The following is an 18,988-nucleotide window of genomic DNA, read 5'->3' on the forward strand; positions in this document are numbered from 1 at the left end:
CTATGAGCCTCAAGCGCCCGCGTTCGCTCAAATGGAGCCTGGTGCTGCGCATCGCCCTGCTGCAATGCGCGATGCTGACGCTGATCATCGTCGGCATTCTCGGCGCCATGCTGGCCACCGGCCTTATCCCGCATGACTACGAGGACGGCACGATGGACGTGCTGGCGGATGCAGTGACACGCGATGCCGGCGGCAAGCTTGTCATCACCGAGACGCCGGATATGGCAAAGCTGCGCTCGAACGTTCCGGACCTCTGGTTCATCATCCGCGACAAGCAAGGGCACCGACTGGAAGAAGGCAGGGTGCCGGCCATTTTCCAGCCCTTTGCCGGACTGCTGGACACTATCAGCGACGCCCGTATCGACCACGCAATCGGACAAGCCGCGCCGCCGGAGGGAAAGATCCGCTGGACCGATACGGCGGCCGGCAATGTCCAGATCTTCAGCGGCACCAAGGGCGGGCTTTCGCTGCTGCGCCTGCTCGGCCAGGCGCCGCAATTCTTCCTGCAAGGCATATTGCCGCTCGCCGGGCTGATGGCGTTGGCCACGCTGGTCGCGACACCATGGGTGGTGCGCGGCGCACTGTCAGGCCTTGGCCATGCGGCCGCAGAGGCCGAACGCATCGACATCGACCAGCGTGGCGTGCAGCTGCCGCTGAAGGATGTGCCAAAGGAAGTGACGCCGCTGGTCAAGGCGGTGAACGCCGCCCTTGCGCGCCTGGACAAGGGCTATGAACGCCACAAGCGCTTCCTGACCGACGCCGCCCATGAACTCAGGACACCGGTCGCCATCCTCAACACGCGCCTTGCCTCGCTGCCGGCGACGCCGGAGCGGGCAAGGCTGCTGCAGGATGCGGCACGGCTTTCGACGCTGACCGACCAGCTGCTCGACCTGCAGCGCCTCGACCGGCAGACAACGGCCTTCGAAAAGGTAGACCTCGTGGCGATCGCGCGCGGCGTCATCGTCGACCTCGCGCCGATGGCGTTCTCGGCCGGCTACGAAATGTCGTTCGAGCCGGAACGGGACACGCTTTTTGCCACCGGCGACCGCACCGCGATCGAACGCGCGGTGACCAACATCGTGCAGAACGCCATCGAGCATGGCGGCCGCGCCGGCAAGATCACCGTCAGCGTCACAATGCCCGCCATCATCGAGGTCCGGGACGAAGGCGACGGCGTGCCGCCGGGCGAGCGGGAGCGCATTTTCGAGCCCTTCTACCGGCTGCGTCCGCAGGATCACGGCGCCGGCCTCGGCCTCAACCTCGTGCAGGAAATCATGCATCTCCATGGCGGCCGCATCGAGATCCTTGACGGCAAACCGAGCGGCGCCTGCTTCAGGATGAGTTTTCGCGCTTTGCCGGCATAGCGTCGCCGTAAATCATTAAGCGACCTTCGCGTGTTTGACATCGCGAAGAATCGTAACTAATTAAGTTACATGAAACGCAACAGTCGCCTGTCTTCCACCCTGCACATTCTCGTCCACATGGCGGAGAAGCCCGAACAGGCGCTGACCTCCGAGCAGCTTGCCACCTTCATCCACACCAATCCGGTGGTGGTGCGCCGGACCATTGGCGGCTTGCGCGATGCCGGCATCGTCACCTCGTCGCGCGGGCATGGCGGCGGCTGGCTGCTCGGGCGCGCGCCCGAAAACATTTCACTGGCCGAGATCAGCGTGGCTCTTGGCGAGACGCTACTGCCCTTCAGCACCGAGCCGGAAAGCCCAGGCTGTCTGGTCGAGCAAGCGGTGATCGCCGTTCTCGACGATTTTCGCGTCGCGGCCGAGAAGCTGCTGGCGGAGAAGCTCAGCCGCATCACGCTGGCCGACCTGACCGCCGATTTCCGCCGCCGTTACGCCCTCATTGGAGTCTCCAGCCATGCAGTATGATCTTGCCGTCGTCGGCGGCAGCTTCGCCGGCCTGTCCGCCGCCATCCAGGCGGCGCGGGCGCGGCGCAACGTGCTGGTGATCGACGCCGGCCAGCCACGCAACCGCTTCGCCACGCATTCGCACGGCTTCCTCGGCCAGGACGGGCGAACGCCCGGCGCGATCCTCGACGATGCAAGGCGGCAATTGCTTGCCTATCCGACGGCCAGGCTTGTCACCGCACGTGCGGACAAAGCCATTGCCAACAGCACAAGCGATTTCGAAATCGCCGTCGATGGCGGCGACACATTCGGCGCCGCCCGGCTGGTGCTTGCCACCGGCGTTCGCGACATCCTGCCGGAGGTTCCCGGGCTCGCCGGACAATGGGGTAGGACCGTGCTGCACTGTCCCTATTGCCATGGCTACGAGGTTTCCGGCGGGCCGCTTGGCGTGCTCGCGACCGGTCCGATGTCCATACATCAGGCCCAGCTGATTTCCGACTGGGGTGACGTCACGCTGTTCGGCAACGGCCTGATCGAGCCCGACGCCGAGGAGATGCTTGCCCTGGAGGGCAAGAATGTCAGCTTTGAGCCCGCGCCGGTCAGCGAACTCGGGGAAGACGGCGCCGGCGGATTGGTTGTCCACCTCGACGGCGGCCGAAAGGCGGGCGTCAAGGCGATGTTCACCGCGCCCCGCAACACGATGACGAGCCCGTTGGCCGAACAGCTCGGCTGCGACTTCAAGGACGGCCTGCTTGGCCCGATGATATCAGTCGATGACAGGCAGCAGACGACGATACCCGGCGTCTATGCCGCCGGAGACGCGGCACGCGCGATGCATAACATCGCCTTCGCCGTGTCGGGTGGCACTTTCGCGGGCGTGTGCGCCCATCAATCCTTGGTGTTTGGCTAAATTCCGGCTTCGCCGCGGGCGATGCTGAGCCGCGCGCCGGCCTGTGCGAGGGCGGCGGCAATGTCATGCGGCGGCGCGCGGTCGGTGGCGAGCTCGGAAAAGCCGTCGAAGCCGCAGACCTGAACCAGGCCCTGGCGGCCGAATTTCGTGTGGTCGGTGATGACGAGCGAGCGCTGGCCGCGCGACAGCACCATGCGGGCAAATTCCGCCTCTTCCAGATCATAGTCCATGACGCCCGTCAGCGCATCCACGGCGCCGGTGGAGATAATGGCGTGGCTGACCGAGAAGCGGCTGACGAACTCGATGGCCGACGTCCCGAACGCGGCGCCTGAATCGCTGCGCAACTCGCCGCCGGCCATATAGACCTTGTTGCCGTTGATGGTGGCCAGCGTGCGAGCGATATCGGACGAGTTGGTGACGACCGTGAGGCGCCGGTGGCCGAGCAGTTCGCGTGCCAGGAACGACGTCGTGGTGCCGGTGTCGAGCATGATCGATTCGCCGTCACGGATGGTGGCCGCGACCGCGCGGGCAATGCTGCGCTTGGCGTCGGCATGCTCACGCATGCGCCGTTCGAACGGCGCTTCGCCGATCATCGACGGCAGGCCGATGGCGCCATGCATCTTCAGAACCGAGCCGTCGGTGGTGAGCGGCTTGACGTCACGGCGCACGGTTTCGAGCGACACGCCCAACCGGTCGGCCAGGCTGGCGATGGTGACGGTTCCCTCTTCCTGCAGCAGCCGCAGGATTTCGCCATGCCGTTTCGAGTGAATCATTTTGAGTCCTGGAGAATTGACCGATTCTAGGGCATTCCTAACGCTTTTAAAGGAATTGCCCATGCTTTCGGGCAAAATACCCAAAAAAAGTCACATCTTTTTATTGACAGAAGGGCAACCCTGGCGTGAAATCCAACCTCAAGAGGGGTTCGGAGCTGCGCGGGAGGGTAATTGGCAGGGCCGAAACTCACTGACCAGGCAGCCTGTAACGTGCCTGGCGCAAGGAATTTTCAGATCCGCGGGGGCGGATGCCGGGTTCAAAAACCTGGCCAAGGGGCTCGTCGGTGCGGTGCGGGATACCAATCCTGGCGTCCCGCACCGACGAGATTGTTTGCACTTCCCTCCGCCGTGGTTGCGCTGCCCGTGGCGCCGTGTCGAAGCCCAGCAAACCAGGTCAGCAAACCAGGGATGATTCCGTGATTGCCGAAGACCGCATCCGCGCCCTGCCCTGCTGGACGGGCGCCATCGAGATCGCGCCGCTGCCCGGCGGCTTGAGCAATGCCAATTATGTGGTCACCGACACGGCCGGCAAACATGTGGTGCGCTTCGGCCAGGACTATCCGTTCCACCATGTCTTCCGCGAACGCGAGGTGATGACCGCACGGGCGGCTCACGCCGCCGGCTTCGCGCCGGCGGTCCATTATGCCGAACCAGGAATCCTGGTAACGGCGTTTCTTGGCGCCAAAACCTATCTGGCCGAGGACGTGCGCGCCAATCTCGGCCGCGTCGCGGCGCTGATGCGCGGCTTTCACCGGGAGATGCCCAACCATATCTCCGGCGCCGGCTTCATGTTCTGGGTGTTCCACGTCATCCGCGACTATGCGCGCACGCTTGACGAAGGGGGCAGCCGCAAGCGCGGTGACCTGCCACGCTTCCTAGCGCTGGCCGACGAACTGGAGCGTGCGCAGAAACTGCTGCCGATCGTCTTTGGCCACAATGATCTCTTGCCGGCCAATATTCTCGACGACGGCAGCAGGCTGTGGCTGATCGATTTCGAATATGCCGGCTTCAATACTGCCATGTTCGACCTTGCCGGCGTCGCCTCGAACGCCGGCATGAGCGACGCGGAATCCTTCGCCTTCCTGACCGCCTATTTCATGAAGGAGCCGGACGAGGCGATCCGCCGCTCGCACGCCGCCATGCAATGCGCCTCGCTGCTGCGCGAGGCGATGTGGAGCATGGTGTCGGAGCTCTATCTCGACGCGCCCGGCATCGACTACGTCGCCTACACCGAGGAAAACCTGGTGCGGCTCGACGCGGCGCTGGAAAACTACCGGACAAAATACGGGATCCTGAAATCATGACCTTGCCTAGCCAGGCCGCGGTCGTCGTCATTGGCGGCGGCATCATCGGCTGTTCGACGGCCTATCATCTTGCGCGCGACCACAAGGTCGACGTGGTGCTGCTCGAACAGGGCAAGCTGACCTCGGGCTCGACCTGGCATGCCGCCGGGCTGGTGGGGCAATTGCGCTCTTCGGCCTCGATCACGCGAGTGCTGAAATACTCCGTCGACCTTTACAAGGGACTGGAGGCCGAGACCGGGCTCGCCACCGGCTGGAAGATGACCGGCTGCCTGCGGCTCGCCACCAATGCCGACCGCTGGACCGAGTACAAAAGGCTGGCGACGACAGCGAAGAGCTTCGGCATGGACATGCACTTGCTGTCTCCGGCGGAGGTCAAGGCGATGTGGCCGCTGATGGAGACCGGCGATCTGGTCGGCGCTTCCTGGCTGCCGACCGACGGCCAGGCGAGCCCTTCCGACATCACGCAGTCGCTGGCCAAGGGCGCGCGCATGCATGGCGCCAAGCTCTATGAGGACGTGCGCGTCACCGGCTTCGAGATGAAGGGCGACCGCATCACGGCGGTGAACACCGACCAGGGCGACATTGCCTGTGACAAGGTGGTGAACTGCGCCGGACAATGGGCACGGCAAGTCGGGGCCATGGCCGGCATCAACGTGCCGCTGCAGCCGGTGAAACACCAGTACATCGTCACCGAGAAGATCGCGGGGCTGGCAACCGACGCGCCGACGCTGCGCGACCCCGATCGGCGCACCTATTTCAAGGAGGAGGTCGGCGGCCTGGTGATGGGCGGCTATGAGCCTAACCCACTGGCATGGACGACAGGGGAGGTGCCCAATGACTGGGAGTTCCGGCTGTTCGACGACGACTACGATCATTTCGAGCAGCACATGATTCAGGCGATCGCGCGGGTGCCGGCGCTGGAAACCGTTGGCGTCAAGCAGATGATCAACGGGCCGGAAAGCTTCACGCCGGACGGCAATTTCATCCTCGGCGTAGCGCCCGAATGCGCCAACATGTTCGTCGGCGCCGGCTTCAACGCCTTCGGCATCGCCTCGGGCGGCGGCGCCGGCTGGGTGCTGGCGCAATGGGTGGTCGACGGCGAGGCGCCGCTCGACCTGTGGGTGGTCGACATCAGGCGCTTTTCCAACCTGCACCGCGACCGGCACTGGGTGTGCGAGCGCACGCTGGAAGCCTATGGCAAGCATTACACGATCGGCTTTCCGCACGAGGAGTATGCCAGCGGCCGGCCGCGCATCGTCTCGCCGCTGTATGAGCGGTTGAAACGGCAGCGCGCCGTGTTCGGCTCGAAGCTCGGCTGGGAGCGGCCGAACTGGTTCGCGCCGGAGAGCGTCGAGCCAAAGGACGTCTATTCGATGGGTCGGCAGAACTGGTTTGCTGCCGTCGGCGACGAGCACCGGCATGTGCGCGAACATGTCGGCATCTTCGACCAGTCGTCCTTCGCCAAGTACGAGCTGAGCGGCCCCGACGCGGCGAAGGCGCTGGACTGGATCTGCGCCAACGACGTCAGCAAGCCGGTCGGCCGGCTGACCTACACGCAACTTCTCAACACGCGCGGCGGCATCGAGGCCGACCTGACCGTGTCGCGGCTTGCCGAGGAGAAATTCTACATCGTCACCGGCACCGGTTTCCGCACTCATGACGCCTCGTGGATCAGCGATCATATTGGCGAGGGCCTCGATGCCAGGCTGACCGACGTCACCGAGGATTTCGGCACGCTGTCGCTGATGGGGCCGCGTGCCCGCGACGTGCTTTCGGCGGTGACCGGGAGCGATGTGTCGAATGCCAGCTTCCCGTTCGGCCATATCAGGGAGATCGTCATCGCCGGTCACACGGTGCGGGCGCTGCGCGTCACCTATGTCGGCGAACTGGGCTGGGAGCTGCACGTGCCGATCGCCGCCACCGGCGAAGTCTTCGACGCGCTGATGGCGGCCGGCAAAGAGCACGACATCCGGCCGGTCGGCTACCGCGCGCTGGAATCGCTGCGGCTGGAAAAGGGCTATCGCGCCTGGGGCTCCGACATCACGCCCAACGACACACCGCTGGAGGCCGGGCTCGGCTGGGCGGTCAAGCTCAGGAAGAACACCGACTTCGTCGGACGGCGTGCACTCGAGAAGGTTGGCGGCGCGTCCCTGAAGAAGCGCTTTGCCGGCTTCACGGTCGACGATCCGGAGATCGTGCTGCTCGGCCGCGAAACCATTCTGCGCGACGGCGAGCCAGTCGGCTATCTGACCAGCGGCGGCCATGGCTACACGGTGGGCAAGAATATCGGCAATGGCTATGTGCGCAGCGCCGACGGGGTGAGCGATGATTTCCTCGCCTCGGGCAGCTATGAACTGGTGGTCGCGATGCAGCGGACGCCGGCGAATATCCATCTCGAGCCACTATACGACCCGGCAATGGAGCGCGTGAAGGCTTAGCTTACGCGCAAGGCGAGGCCACGACTGGGCACGGTATCGGCCTCGCCAGGCATGGAGACGTAAGGGCGGGTTTCCTCGGCGCGGGTGACGAGGCCTTGCGCTTCGAGTTCGGCGATGCGCGCGGCAAAGCCCTGATCCCATAGCGTGTTCTTGACCGTCAGCACGATCACCCCGCCCGGCCGGCAGATGCGGATCAATTCGTCCAAGCCCTCGGCGCCGACATGACCCGAGGTGAAGACGCCGGCCGAGATGATGCCGGCATAGGCGTCGTCGGCAAAAGGCAAGGCGCCGCCGAGCGCCAGGCAATGCAGCGCCGAATAGACACCCTTGCGCGCGGCCTGATCCAGCATGCCTTGCGAGATATCCAGCGCCTCGACCTGGGGATAGCCGGCAATATCGAGCCATTCGCCGATCAGCCCGGTCCCTGCCCCGGCGTCGAGCAGCGGGGCTGACCCGCGCGGCAGATGACGGGCGAGCAAGGCAAGGCAGATCGTCGGGTGGCGGTAACCGGCCGCCGACATGTCGGCGTCGTAGGTCTGCGACCAGCGATCATAGAGTGCCGCCACCTCTTCCGGGCGCTTGGCCGCGTAGACTTCGCCGAGCGCGCCATGATGTTTGCTGTCCGCCACGTGCCCACTAACTCCTTCGTCTTGCCGGAATGATAGCCAAACGGCGAAAATTGTGGAACCGTTGCAGCGAAGAAATAACGCGTGGGAACGCAGGCATGGGGACAGACGAGGCGCGGGCAAGACTTGCCGCCATTCCGGTGCTGGCCGGCTACACCGGGCCGCTGGAACGGCTCGGCGGCCTGACCAATCTCGTCTTCAAGGCCGGCGACTACTGCCTGCGCATTCCAGGCAAAGGCACCGAGGAATACATCAACCGCGCCAATGAAGCGGTGGCCGCGCGCAAGGCTGCAAAGGCCGGTGTCAGCCCCGAGGTGCTGCATGTCGATCCCGGTACTGGAGTCATGATGACGCGCTACATCGCCGGTGCCGAGACGATGTCCCCGGAGAAATTCAGGGACCGGCAGGGCAGTCCGGCCCGGGCGGCCGAGGCCTTCCGCAAGCTGCACGCGTCCGGCGCGGTCTTCCCCTTCCGCTTCGAGCTGTTTTCGATGATCGACGACTATCTCAAGGTGCTGTCGACCAGGGATGTCGCCCTGCCCGCCGGCTATCACGACGTGGTGCGCGAGGCCGGCGGCGTGCGCGAGGCCTTGGCCGTCCGCCCCTTGCCTCTCGTCGCCTGCCATTGCGACCCGCTGTGCGAAAACTTCCTCGATACGGGCGAGCGGATGTGGATCGTCGACTGGGAATATTCCGGGATGAACGATCCGCTCTGGGACCTCGGCGATCTCAGCGTGGAAGGCAAGTTCGACGTCGCCCAGGACGAAGAGCTGATGCGCGCCTATTTCGGCGGCGAGGCGAAGCCGGCGGAGCGCGGCCGCGTCGCCATCTACAAGGCTATGTGCGACCTGTTATGGACGCTGTGGGGGCTGATCCAGCTCGCCAACAACAATCCGGTGGACGATTTCCGCGCCTATGCCGACGGCCGCTTCGCGCGCTGCAAGGCGCTGATGGAGACGCCAGAGTTTTCCAGGCACCTTGCGGCGATACGCCAGGGCTAGTCACCCGAAATCCGGGCTTTAGTTCACACCCTTCGGCACGTTCTCCGGCGGCACCGTGGTATCGACCACCTTCTGGCGGTGGAAGATGAACAGGCCGGCGAGAACGATGATGCCCGAGCCGGTCAGGATGCGCGGGCTGGGCACGTCGCCGAAGAATGCCAGCCCGAACACCACCGCCCACAGGAGCAGCGTGTAGTGCAGCGGCGCCAGCGTCGAGGCCGGCGCCAGTTTCAGCGCCCGGGTGATCATTAGATGCGCACCGCAGGAGACGATGCCGAGCAGCAGCATGGCGCCGAGATCGAGCGGCGACGGCGTCTTCCAGGCGCCGATGGTCAGCACGCCGCCAACCGCCAGCGTGCCGATCGTCTGCCATGTCACCAGATTGGTGTCGCTCGTGCCGCGCAGGCGCCGGTTGAGGATGATGGCGAAGGCGAAGGCGAGGCTGCCGACAAGCGCGAAACTCGACGACAACGAAAACGCGGCGGAGGACGGTTTCAGCATGATCACCACGCCGCAGAAGCCGAGCAGGATCGCCACCCAGCGGCGCCAGCCGACCTTTTCGCCAAGCAGGAAATGTGACAGCGCCGCCACATAGATCGGCCCGGCCATGTAGAAGCTCATCACATCGGCAAGCGGCAGATAGACGACGGCGGCGTAGAACAAAGCGGTGTCGAGCGTAGTCGCAACCACGCGCAGGATCTGCAGCCCGGGCCGCTCCATCTGGAACAGTCTGCCGGCGCCCTGGTTGGCGATCATCGGGCCGAGCACGATAAAGGCGCCGATCGAACGGATCAGCACCACCTGGCCGACGGAAAAGCTGGCGACCAGCCACTTGCCCATTGCGTCGTTCAGCGCAAACAGGAAGTCGCCGGCCAGCATCAGCAGGATGCCGGCCAGAAGAACATTCCTGATTGGGGAATTCCGCGCCACGGGTTGCGTCATGCCGACCCCGATTCCTCCCTCGCCTGGCCGCGTCGTAGACGGAAGCGGTGGCTTTGACGAGGAGAAATCAGGAAATGAGTAAGACCAGCGTCGGGAATCGGCTGTATCTAGGTGGATATATGTCTGCGGTTCACCTGACCCGGCCTGCCGGGAATGGACAGCCTGGTATCCTGCCTTGTCCTTTCCGCCACCACCTTACCCTTGGCGATGACGCAGATGCGCTCGGCGCGCAGGCGCAGGGCCTCGATCGGATTGCCGGCATCGAGGATCACCAGGCTGGCGCGCTTGCCGACCTCCAGACCGAGATGATCGAGGCCCATGATCGCGGCGTTGACGTTGGTGACCATGTCGAAGCAGCGCGCCATGTCGGCGGGGCTCGACATCTGGGCGACATGCAGGCCCATGAAGGCGACGTCGAGCATGTCGGCGGTGCCGAGCGAATACCAGGGATCGAGCACGCAATCCTGACCCCAGCCGACACGGATGCCGAGCGCCAGCATTTCCTTGACCCGCGTCATGCCACGCCGCTTGGGAAAGGTGTCATGGCGGCCCTGCAGCATGATGTTGATCAAGGGATTGGGGATCGCGGAAACGCCGGCCTCGGCGATCAGCGGCAGAAGCTTCGAGACATAGTAATTGTCCATCGAATGCATCGAAGTGAGATGCGAGCCGGCGACCCTGCCCTGCAGGCCGAGCCGCTGCGTTTCATAGGCCAGCTGCTCGATGTGGCGCGACAGGGGATCGTCGGTCTCGTCGCAATGCAGGTCGACCATCAGGCCGCGTTCTGCCGCGATTTCGCACAGTTCGGTCACCGAGCACGTGCCGTCGGCCATGGTGCGCTCGAAATGCGGAATGCCGCCGACGATGTCGACGCCCATGTCCAGCGCGCGAATGGTGTTTTGGCGCGCCGTCGGCGAGCGATAGAAGCCGTCCTGCGGGAAGGCCACCAATTGCAGGTCGATATAGGGGGCGACGGTCTTCTTGACCTCCAGCAGCGCCTCGACCGCCAGTAGCCGGTCATCGCAGACATCGACATGGGTGCGGATGGCAAGCAGCCCCATCGACACCGCCCAGTCGCAATAGGCGAGCGCGCGGTCGCGCACCGCTTCGTGCGTCAAAAGCGGCTTCAGTTCGCCCCACAGCGCGATGCCTTCAAGCAGCGTGCCCGATGCGTTGATGCGCGGTATGCCGTAGGACAGCGTGGCGTCCATATGGAAATGCGGATCGACGAAGGGCGGCGACACCAGATTGCCACGGGCGTCGACCTCGGTCCGCGCGGAACCCTCGAGCTTCGGCTCGATCGCCGCGATCGTCTCGCCGCTGATGCCGATGTCGGCGATGCCGCCATCCGGAAGCGTGCCGCCACGAACGATTAGGTCGAAATCCATCTCTCATCATCCCGCTTGAAGAATCACAGTCGCATCGTGTCTCAAAAGACAGCCTGCCGCAGCGGGTTTCTTTCCATGGTCGCGAAAGGTTCCCTCCGGCGGCAACTCCCTCTATAAGCCGCCTTCGTCATCCCGGCATCAAGGATCAGCCGTTGTTTCGCTTCTTCCGCTCGACGGAAAACCAGCGCCTCGTCGCAAGGCTGCTCAGGGAATCGTTCCGGCAGCACAGGGCCGGCTACGCCGCCGCCATCCTGTCGATGCTGGTGGTCGCCGGCATGACGGCCGCCAGCGCCTGGATCCTGCGCGAAATCACCAATGAATTCGTGATCGACAAAAGGATCGACCGCGTCAACATGATTGCCGTGGCGGTCGCCGCGATCTTCATCGTCAAGGGCATCGCCAACTTCGTCCAGGCCTACTTCATGAGCCGGGTCGGTAACGCCATCATCGCCGAACGGCAGCGCAAGATTTATGACCGCATCCTGGCGCAAGGCATCGAGTTCTACCATTCGACCTCGTCATCCGACCTGATCACCCGCATGACCAACAATGCCCAGGCGGCGCGCAACGTGCTCGACCTCATCGTCACCTCCTATGTGCGCGATCTGGTGACGCTGGCCGCCTTGATTGGAGTCATGGTCTGGCAGCAGCCGGCGCTGTCGCTGATCTGCTTCGTCGTCGGTCCGCTGGCCATCTATGGCGTCAACCGCATCCTGAAACGCGTCCGCAAGTTCGCTGCCATGGAGTTCCGCTCGGTCGGCCAGATCGTCCAGGTGATGCAGGAAACCGCGATCGGAGTGCGCGTGGTCAAGTCCTTCAACCTCGAAGGCCTGATGCGCAAGCGCATGTACAGGGCGGTGTCCGATGTCGAGGACCGGGCCAACAACATCGCCGCTCTGGAAGCGGTTACCAATCCGGTGATGGAAACGCTGGCCGGGCTGGCGATCGCCGGCGCGGTCATGATCAGCGGCTTGCTGGTTCTGCAGGGCGGCCAGATGCCTGGCAACATCATGGCCTTCATCGCCGCGCTGCTGCTTGCCTACGAGCCGGCTAAACGCCTCGCACGCGTCCGTATCTCGTTGGAGAGCGGCATTGTCGGCGTGCGCATGATGTTCCAGTTGGCCGACGAGCCGCTGACATTGGCCGAGAAGCCGGATGCCAAGCCGCTTCAGGCCGGGCCCGGCGAGATACGGTTCGACGCCGTCAGCTTCGCCTATCAGAACGGCCCGCCGGTGCTGGAAGGGTTCGACCTGACCCTTGAGGCCGGCAAGATGACGGCGCTGGTCGGGCCTTCCGGCGGCGGCAAGTCGACGATCCTCAACCTGATCATGCGCATGTATGACCCCAAGAGCGGCAGGGTGCTGCTCGATGGCCAGGATATTTCCCATGCCACGCTGGCCTCGCTCAGGGAAAAGATCGCCTATGTCAGCCAGGACACGTTCCTGTTTGCCGGCACGATCATGCATAACATCCGTCTTGGGCGCGAGGGCGCCACCGACGACGAGGTGATCGCCGCGGCCAAGGCGGCCAACGCGCATGACTTCATCGTCGCGCAGCCGAAAGGCTACGAAACCGATGTCGGCGAGAATGGCGGCCTTTTGTCAGGCGGCCAGCGCCAGCGCATTTCCATCGCGCGTGCCATGCTGCGCAACGCCGAAATCCTGCTGCTGGACGAAGCGACCAGCGCGCTCGACGCGGAGTCGGAGGCGCTGTTCCGCGACGCGCTGCAACAACTGACGGAAGGGCGCACCACGATCGTCATCGCGCACCGCCTGTCCACCGTGCACCAGGCCGACACGATCGTGGTGCTGGAAGCCGGCAAGGTGGTGGAAAGCGGGGCGCATCGTGCCCTGCTCAAGCAGGGCGGGCTTTACCAGAAGCTCTATGAATATCAGCTGATGCCGTGAGGGTGCCTTCGAATGTAGGTGCCAGACCCCCTCATCCGGCCCTCCGGGCCACCTTCTCCCCGAGGGGAGAAGAGGTCGTCAACGCGGGCGTCAGCCTCTTCTCCCCAACGGGGAGAAGGTGGCCGCGCAAGCGGCCGGATGAGGGGGCCGGCGCGAACCTTACTCCGGCACGTGCCTCACCGCGCCCTTGTCGGCGCTGGTGGCGAAGGCGGCGTAGGCGCGCAGCGCGGTCGTCACCTTGCGCTTGCGCTTTTCCTCCGGCTTCCAGGCGTTCGCGCCCTTGGCCTCCATCGCCGCGCGGCGCGCGTCGAGTTCGGCGTCGCTGACGGCCAAGCGGATGGTACGGTTGGGGATGTCGATCTCGATCGTGTCGCCCTCATGCACCAGCCCGATCAGCCCGCCTTCCGCCGCTTCCGGCGAAGCATGGCCGATCGACAGGCCCGACGTGCCGCCGGAGAAGCGTCCGTCGGTGACCAGCGCGCAGGCCTTGCCGAGGCCCTTCGACTTCAGGTAGCTGGTCGGGTAGAGCATCTCCTGCATGCCGGGGCCGCCGCGCGGGCCCTCATAGCGGATGACGACGACATCGCCGGCCTTGATCTCATTGGCGAGGATCGCCTTGACGCTGGCGTCCTGGCTTTCGAAGACGCGAGCCGGACCGGTGAATTTCAGGATCGACTCGTCGACACCGGCCGTCTTCACGATGCAGCCGTCGAGCGCCAGATTGCCTTTCAGGACGGCGAGGCCGCCGTCCTTGGAGAATGGCGTCTTCGCCGAGCGGATGACGCCGGTCTCGCGGTTCGTGTCGAGCTCGTCCCAACGGCGGTCCTGGCTGAAGGCGACCTGCGTCGGCACGCCGCCGGGAGCGGCGAGGAAGAAGTCGCGCACATTCTGGCTCGAGGTGCGCGAAATATCCCAATGGTCGAGCGCTTCGCCGAGGCTGGCGGTGTGCACCGTCGGCAGGTCGCGGTTGATCAGTCCGGCCTCGTCGAGTTGGCCGAGGATGGCCATGATGCCGCCGGCGCGGTGGACGTCTTCCATGTGCACGTCCGACTTGGCCGGCGCCACCTTGCACAGCACCGGCACGCGCCGCGACAGCCGGTCGATGTCTTCCATGGTGAAGTCGACCTCGCCCTCATGCGCGGCGGCCAGGATGTGCAGCACGGTGTTGGTCGAGCCGCCCATGGCGATGTCAAGCGTCATGGCGTTCTCGAAGGCGCCCTTGGAAGCGATGCTGCGCGGCAATGCGCTCTCGTCATCCTGTTCGTAATAGCGCTGGGCGAGATCGACGACGAGATGGCCGGCCTCGACGAACAGCCGCTTGCGGTCGGCATGCGTGGCCAGTGTCGAGCCGTTGCCGGGCAGCGAAAGCCCCAGCGCCTCGGTCAAACAATTCATCGAATTGGCGGTGAACATGCCGGAGCACGAACCGCAGGTCGGACAGGCCGAGCGCTCGATGACCTTGACGTCCTCGTCAGAGATCTTGTCGTCGGCGGCCGCGACCATGGCGTCGACAAGGTCGAGCGCCTGGGTCTTGCCGGCCAGCACGACCTTGCCGGCTTCCATCGGTCCGCCGGAGACGAAGACGGTCGGGATGTTGAGGCGCAGCGAGGCCATCAGCATGCCGGGGGTGATCTTGTCGCAGTTGGAGATGCAGACCATGGCGTCGGCGCAATGGGCGTTGACCATGTATTCGACGGAATCGGCGATCAGTTCGCGCGACGGCAGCGAATAGAGCATGCCGTCATGGCCCATGGCGATGCCGTCATCGACGGCGATGGTGTTGAATTCCTTGGCGACGCCGCCGGCCTTCTCGATCTCGCGCGCGACGAGCTGGCCAAGGTCCTTCAGATGGACATGGCCAGGCACGAATTGGGTGAAGGAATTGACTACCGCGATGATCGGCTTGCCGAAATCACTGTCCTTCATGCCGGTGGCGCGCCACAGGCCGCGGGCGCCGGCCATGTTGCGGCCATGGGTGGTGGTGCGGGAACGATAGGCGGGCATGAATTTTCCTTGGCTGGCTTGGCTGCGCTCGGTGAGGAGCGTGGCGGCGCTGAATTTTGATCGCAGGGTTTATAGACCGGCAAGTATGGTCTGGCCACATTTTTGCAATGCGCCAGAGTCTTACCGAAAATCGGCGTCTGCAAAAAAATTGCATGCCCTGTCGGATCGCGCGCCGGACGCCCGTCCTTGGTTCAACGGCAAGGGAATGGCACCATTCCCGGAGCCAGCCGTTTCACCGTAGCAGCAAGAAGCAACCGAGGAGCGCGACATGCAAAAGATCACCACCTGCCTGTGGTTCGACGACCAGGCCGAAGAGGCGATGAATTTCTACGTCTCCATTTTCAAGAACTCGAAGGTGCTGAGCGTGATGCGCTGGCCAGAGGGTCATGCAAATGAAGGCAAGGCGCTGGTGACCACGTTCGAACTCGACGGCGTGCAGTTCCAGGCGCTCAACGGCGGACCGCAATTCAAGTTCAACGAGGCAATGTCGCAGTCGATCGACTGCAAGACGCAGGAAGAGGTCGATTATTTCTGGGACAGGCTCATCGAAGGCGGTGGCGAACCGTCGCAATGCAGCTGGCTGAAAGACAAGTTCGGTGTCTCCTGGCAGGTCGTGCCGGAGCAACTGCCGAGGCTGCTTCAGGACCCGGACAGGGCCAAGGCCGGCCGGGTGATGTCGGCGATGATGCAGATGGGCAAGATCGAGATCGACAAATTGGAGGCGGCGGCGAAAGAATAGTCAACGCCGGCGCTGCCCCTCATCCGCCCTTCGGGCACCTTCTCCCCGTGAACGGGGAGAAGGAAAGAGGGCTGTTACGCCGCCTTGTCGCGGACCTGATAATCCTTGATCGTGGCGAAGCGGATCGCCTTCCAGCGCTCGGCTTCGTAGTTCAGCGAGAAGGCGTGCTGGGCGAGGAACACCGGGTCGTTGTCGAGGTCGCGGGCGATGTCGCCGCGATGCGCTTCGATGAAGCGAAGCACTTCGGCCTTGTCGTCGGCCGAGATCCAGCGGCAGACCGAAAAGCGCGACATTTCGAACTCGACGGGCAGCGTGTATTCGAAGTTCAGCCGCTCTTTCAGCACATCCAGCTGCAGGGCGCCGACGACACCGACGATGGCCGGCGAACCATCTTCCGGCGAAAACAGCTGCACGACGCCTTCCTCGGCCATCTGGTGCAGCGCTTCCTTCAACTTCTTGGCCTTCATCGCGTCGCCGAGGCGCACGCGGCGCAGGATTTCCGGGGCGAAATTCGGCACGCCGCGAAACAGGATTTCCTCGCCCTCGGTCAACGTGTCGCCGATGCGCAGCGTGCCGTGGTTGGGGATGCCGACGACATCACCGGCGAAAGCCTCGTCGGCGGTGACGCGGGTGCGGGCGAAGAAGAATTGCGGCGCCGAGAGTGACATCGGCTTCCCCGTGCGCACCAGCTTGGCCTTCATGCCGCGCTCGAGCTTGCCCGAGCAGACGCGCACGAAGGCGATGCGGTCGCGATGGTTGGGATCCATGTTGGCCTGGATCTTGAAGACGAAGGAGGTCATCTTCTCCTCCGTCGCCTCGATAGTGCGGGTGTCGGCCTCCTGCGCGCGCGGTGGCGGCCCGAAGGCGCCAAGCGCCTCGATCAGGTCGCGCACGCCGTAATTGCGCAGCGCCGAGCCGAAATAGACTGGTGTCAGATGGCCTTCGCGAAAAGCGTCGATGTCGAGCGGACGGCAGGCTTCGCGCGCCAGTTCGAGTTCCTCGATGAAGGCCTCGCGCTCATTTTCCGGCAGAAGGCCGGCAACGCGGTTGGAATCGGGACCGTTGACCGGCGTGCGCTCCTTCTCGTCGTCGCCCTTGCGCACGGCATTCAGCGCCAGGTGATAGGTGCCGGAGAAGGTCTTGCCACGGCCGATCGGCCAGGTGATGGGCGCGGTGTCCAGCGCCAGCTTCTGCTCGATCTCGTCCAAAATCTCGAACGGATCGCGGCTTTCGCGGTCCATCTTGTTGACGAAGGTGATGATCGGGATGTCGCGCAGCCGGCAGACCTCGAACAGTTTCAGCGTGCGCGGCTCGATGCCCTTGGCGGCATCGATGACCATGACGGCCGAGTCGACCGCCGACAGCGTGCGATAGGTATCGTCGGCGAAGTCCTCGTGGCCGGGCGTGTCGAGCAGGTTGAAGACGTTGTCCTCATATTCGAAGGTCATCACCGAGGTGACGACCGAAATGCCGCGCTCGCGCTCGATCTTCATCCAGTCGGAACGCGTCTGGATACGGTCCTTCTTGGCCTTGACCTCGCCGGCAAGCTGGATGGCGCCGCCGAACAGCAGCAGCTTTTCGGTCAGCGTCGTCTTGCCGGCGTCGGGGTGGGCGATGATCGCGAAAGTGCGGCGGCGCGCCACTTCCTCTGGTATTGTATCGGGCATTCTGTTGGGATTTCCGTGTGACAGGCCGGGCTTCTAGCAGCGCTACGCCGGGCTGTCGACCGTTCCGGCGGCACGGATGCCGCCGGATGCCGTCTCTCTGCTGAAGCCAGCAATGGCCGGGAGCCGTGTATTTCAACATTGGCAAGCGGCCATAGGAATGCCACTTGGATGAACATCCCTTGGAATCAGGAGACAGAGGAGTGACCATGGCTGCGTCGAAACAAGTGATCGTCATCGGCGCCGGCATTATTGGTGCCTCGGTTGCCTGGCATCTGACCAGAGCTGGCGCGCAGGTGACGGTCATTGCCGACAGCGCGCCGGGCGGCGTGGCGACGCCGAACTCGTTTGCCTGGATCAACGCCAGTTGGGGCAATCCGGAAACCTATTTCCGGCTGCGCATCCGTGCCATGGCCGAGTGGAAGCGACTTGCAAATGATTTGCCCGGCCTGCCGCTGGCCTGGTGCGGCGGCCTGAACTGGGACCTGCAGGCGGAGAGGCTCGAAGCCTATGCGGACGAGCATTCGGCCTGGGGCTACGGCATCGAACGGGTTGGCCGAGAGCAGGTGGCACGCATTGAGCCCAATCTCGCCGAGCCTCCAGATTTTGCCTTGCATATCGCTGAGGAAGGTGTCGCCGAGCCCGCGGCCACAGCGAAGGCGCTGCTGGCGGATGCAGCGCGGCAAGGCGCGCGCATCCTCTCCGGCACGGTGACCGCGCTGGCCCAGAGCAACGGCAGGATTACCGGCGTGGACACATCACATGGGCTCGTTGCCGCCGACGAGGTGGTGATCGCCGCTGGCGTCGGCTCTCCGGATATTGCGGCGACGGCCGGCATCACCTTGCCGATCGAGACGCCGCCCGGCCTTATCGTCCATTCGCGGCCTTACAGGAAATTGCTCAACGGACTGGTGCACGCCGAGAGGCTACACATGCGCCAGACCGCCGAGGGCCGCATCATCGCCGGCTCGGATTTCGCCGGCGGCGATCCCGGTATGGACGCCGAAGCGACCGCCCGCGCGCTGTTCGCGGTCACGAAAGCAGCATTGCGTGGCGCCGAGGGGCTGGAACTCGATTTCCACACCATTGGCTACCGCCCCAATCCGATCGACGGCTTTCCGATCATCGGCCGCGCCGAGGGCCTGGATGGGCTCTACGTCGCGGTCATGCATTCCGGCATCACGCTGGCACCAGCCGTCGGCCTGTTTGCCGCGCGGGAGATTCTTGAAGGCGAGCGCGATGCATTGTTGGCGCCTTACGGGCTGGCGCGGTTTGCGCAGTAGCAATGGCTGCTTCCGAGGCGGCACTCTACGGCGCCCCCCTCTGTCCTGCCGGACATCTCCCCTACAAGTGGGAGACGTCAGCTTCGCCGGCGGCTTCGCTCTTCAACGTTCGAGATTGGGAAGGCCATCGCGACATCTGGCCTCCCG

General features: G+C 64.4%; 15 protein-coding genes. 9 read left to right on the plus strand and 6 right to left on the minus strand.

Features of this window, described 5'->3' with window-relative positions; genetic code table 11:
• Window positions 1–2 precede the first annotated feature (2 nt).
• The 3 genes from EN861_RS02850 to EN861_RS02860 all read left to right on the plus strand — a co-directional run bounded on the left by EN861_RS02850 (window position 3) and on the right by EN861_RS02860 (window position 2,772).
• Complete coding sequence (locus EN861_RS02850) at window positions 3–1,364, plus strand: HAMP domain-containing sensor histidine kinase (protein ID WP_135862246.1); 1,362 nt, start codon at window positions 3–5, stop codon at window positions 1,362–1,364.
• Window positions 1,365–1,433: 69 nt separating this feature from the next.
• Window positions 1,434–1,883, plus strand: a complete 450-nt coding sequence (locus tag EN861_RS02855) for an Rrf2 family transcriptional regulator (protein ID WP_127873574.1) — start codon at window positions 1,434–1,436, stop codon at window positions 1,881–1,883.
• A complete protein-coding gene (locus tag EN861_RS02860; RefSeq protein WP_135862248.1) occupies window positions 1,873–2,772 on the plus strand; it encodes an NAD(P)/FAD-dependent oxidoreductase in 900 nt (299 codons plus the stop codon). The genes EN861_RS02855 and EN861_RS02860 overlap by 11 nt, the downstream gene beginning before the upstream one ends.
• Here the strand turns inward: EN861_RS02860 and EN861_RS02865 are convergent.
• On the minus strand, window positions 2,769–3,545 hold the full coding sequence (locus EN861_RS02865) for a DeoR/GlpR family DNA-binding transcription regulator (RefSeq protein WP_135862250.1): 777 nt from the start codon (window positions 3,543–3,545) through the stop codon (window positions 2,769–2,771). The two genes, EN861_RS02860 and EN861_RS02865, sit on opposite strands and share 4 nt — an antisense overlap.
• A 416-nt stretch (window positions 3,546–3,961) precedes the next feature.
• On the opposite strand from EN861_RS02865, the gene EN861_RS02870 reads away from it, so the two are divergent.
• Together EN861_RS02870 and EN861_RS02875 are read left to right on the plus strand one after the other, a co-directional pair.
• A complete protein-coding gene (locus EN861_RS02870) occupies window positions 3,962–4,849 on the plus strand; it encodes a phosphotransferase family protein (RefSeq protein WP_127280249.1) in 888 nt (295 codons plus the stop codon).
• Window positions 4,846–7,287 (plus strand): FAD-dependent oxidoreductase, encoded by a 2,442-nt coding sequence (locus EN861_RS02875; protein WP_135862251.1) that lies wholly within the window; start codon window positions 4,846–4,848, stop codon window positions 7,285–7,287. The genes EN861_RS02870 and EN861_RS02875 overlap by 4 nt, the downstream gene beginning before the upstream one ends.
• Here the strand turns inward: EN861_RS02875 and EN861_RS02880 are convergent.
• The gene (locus EN861_RS02880; protein WP_127278645.1) at window positions 7,284–7,916 is read right to left on the minus strand and encodes a class I SAM-dependent methyltransferase; all 633 of its coding nucleotides are present in this window, start codon (window positions 7,914–7,916) and stop codon (window positions 7,284–7,286) included. The two genes, EN861_RS02875 and EN861_RS02880, sit on opposite strands and share 4 nt — an antisense overlap.
• Window positions 7,917–8,011: 95 nt before the next feature.
• Between EN861_RS02880 and EN861_RS02885 the strand changes: the two genes are divergently transcribed.
• Complete coding sequence (locus EN861_RS02885) at window positions 8,012–8,914, plus strand: phosphotransferase family protein (protein WP_135862253.1); 903 nt, start codon at window positions 8,012–8,014, stop codon at window positions 8,912–8,914.
• Between the two features lie 18 nt (window positions 8,915–8,932).
• Here the strand turns inward: EN861_RS02885 and EN861_RS02890 are convergent, their stop codons facing one another.
• Complete coding sequence (locus EN861_RS02890) at window positions 8,933–9,856, minus strand: DMT family transporter (RefSeq protein WP_135862255.1); 924 nt, start codon at window positions 9,854–9,856, stop codon at window positions 8,933–8,935.
• A gap of 107 nt (window positions 9,857–9,963) precedes the next feature.
• On the minus strand, window positions 9,964–11,244 hold the full coding sequence (locus EN861_RS02895) for an amidohydrolase family protein (protein WP_135862256.1): 1,281 nt from the start codon (window positions 11,242–11,244) through the stop codon (window positions 9,964–9,966).
• A 152-nt stretch (window positions 11,245–11,396) separates the two neighbouring features.
• Here EN861_RS02895 and EN861_RS02900 point away from each other — a divergent pair, with 152 nt between their 5' ends.
• Entirely contained in the window at window positions 11,397–13,151 is a 1,755-nt protein-coding gene (locus EN861_RS02900; RefSeq protein WP_127278649.1) for an ABC transporter ATP-binding protein, read from the plus strand.
• A 159-nt stretch (window positions 13,152–13,310) separates the two neighbouring features.
• On the opposite strand, the gene ilvD is transcribed toward EN861_RS02900, so the two are convergent.
• Complete coding sequence (gene ilvD, locus EN861_RS02905; RefSeq protein WP_127278650.1) at window positions 13,311–15,155, minus strand: dihydroxy-acid dehydratase; 1,845 nt, start codon at window positions 15,153–15,155, stop codon at window positions 13,311–13,313.
• A gap of 268 nt (window positions 15,156–15,423) precedes the next feature.
• Between ilvD and EN861_RS02910 the strand changes: the two genes are divergently transcribed.
• Window positions 15,424–15,894, plus strand: a complete 471-nt coding sequence (locus EN861_RS02910) for a VOC family protein (RefSeq protein WP_127278651.1) — start codon at window positions 15,424–15,426, stop codon at window positions 15,892–15,894.
• A gap of 74 nt (window positions 15,895–15,968) precedes the next feature.
• On the opposite strand, the gene EN861_RS02915 is transcribed toward EN861_RS02910, so the two are convergent.
• Complete coding sequence (locus EN861_RS02915) at window positions 15,969–17,561, minus strand: peptide chain release factor 3 (RefSeq protein ID WP_135862259.1); 1,593 nt, start codon at window positions 17,559–17,561, stop codon at window positions 15,969–15,971.
• Between the two features lie 206 nt (window positions 17,562–17,767).
• On the opposite strand from EN861_RS02915, the gene EN861_RS02920 reads away from it, so the two are divergent.
• Window positions 17,768–18,841 (plus strand): FAD-binding oxidoreductase, encoded by a 1,074-nt coding sequence (locus EN861_RS02920; RefSeq protein WP_135862262.1) that lies wholly within the window; start codon window positions 17,768–17,770, stop codon window positions 18,839–18,841.
• The last annotated feature ends 147 nt before the right edge of the window (window positions 18,842–18,988 follow it).

The sequence above is a fragment of the Mesorhizobium sp. M8A.F.Ca.ET.218.01.1.1 genome (genome assembly GCF_004791165.1).
Taxonomy (GTDB): domain Bacteria; phylum Pseudomonadota; class Alphaproteobacteria; order Rhizobiales; family Rhizobiaceae; genus Mesorhizobium.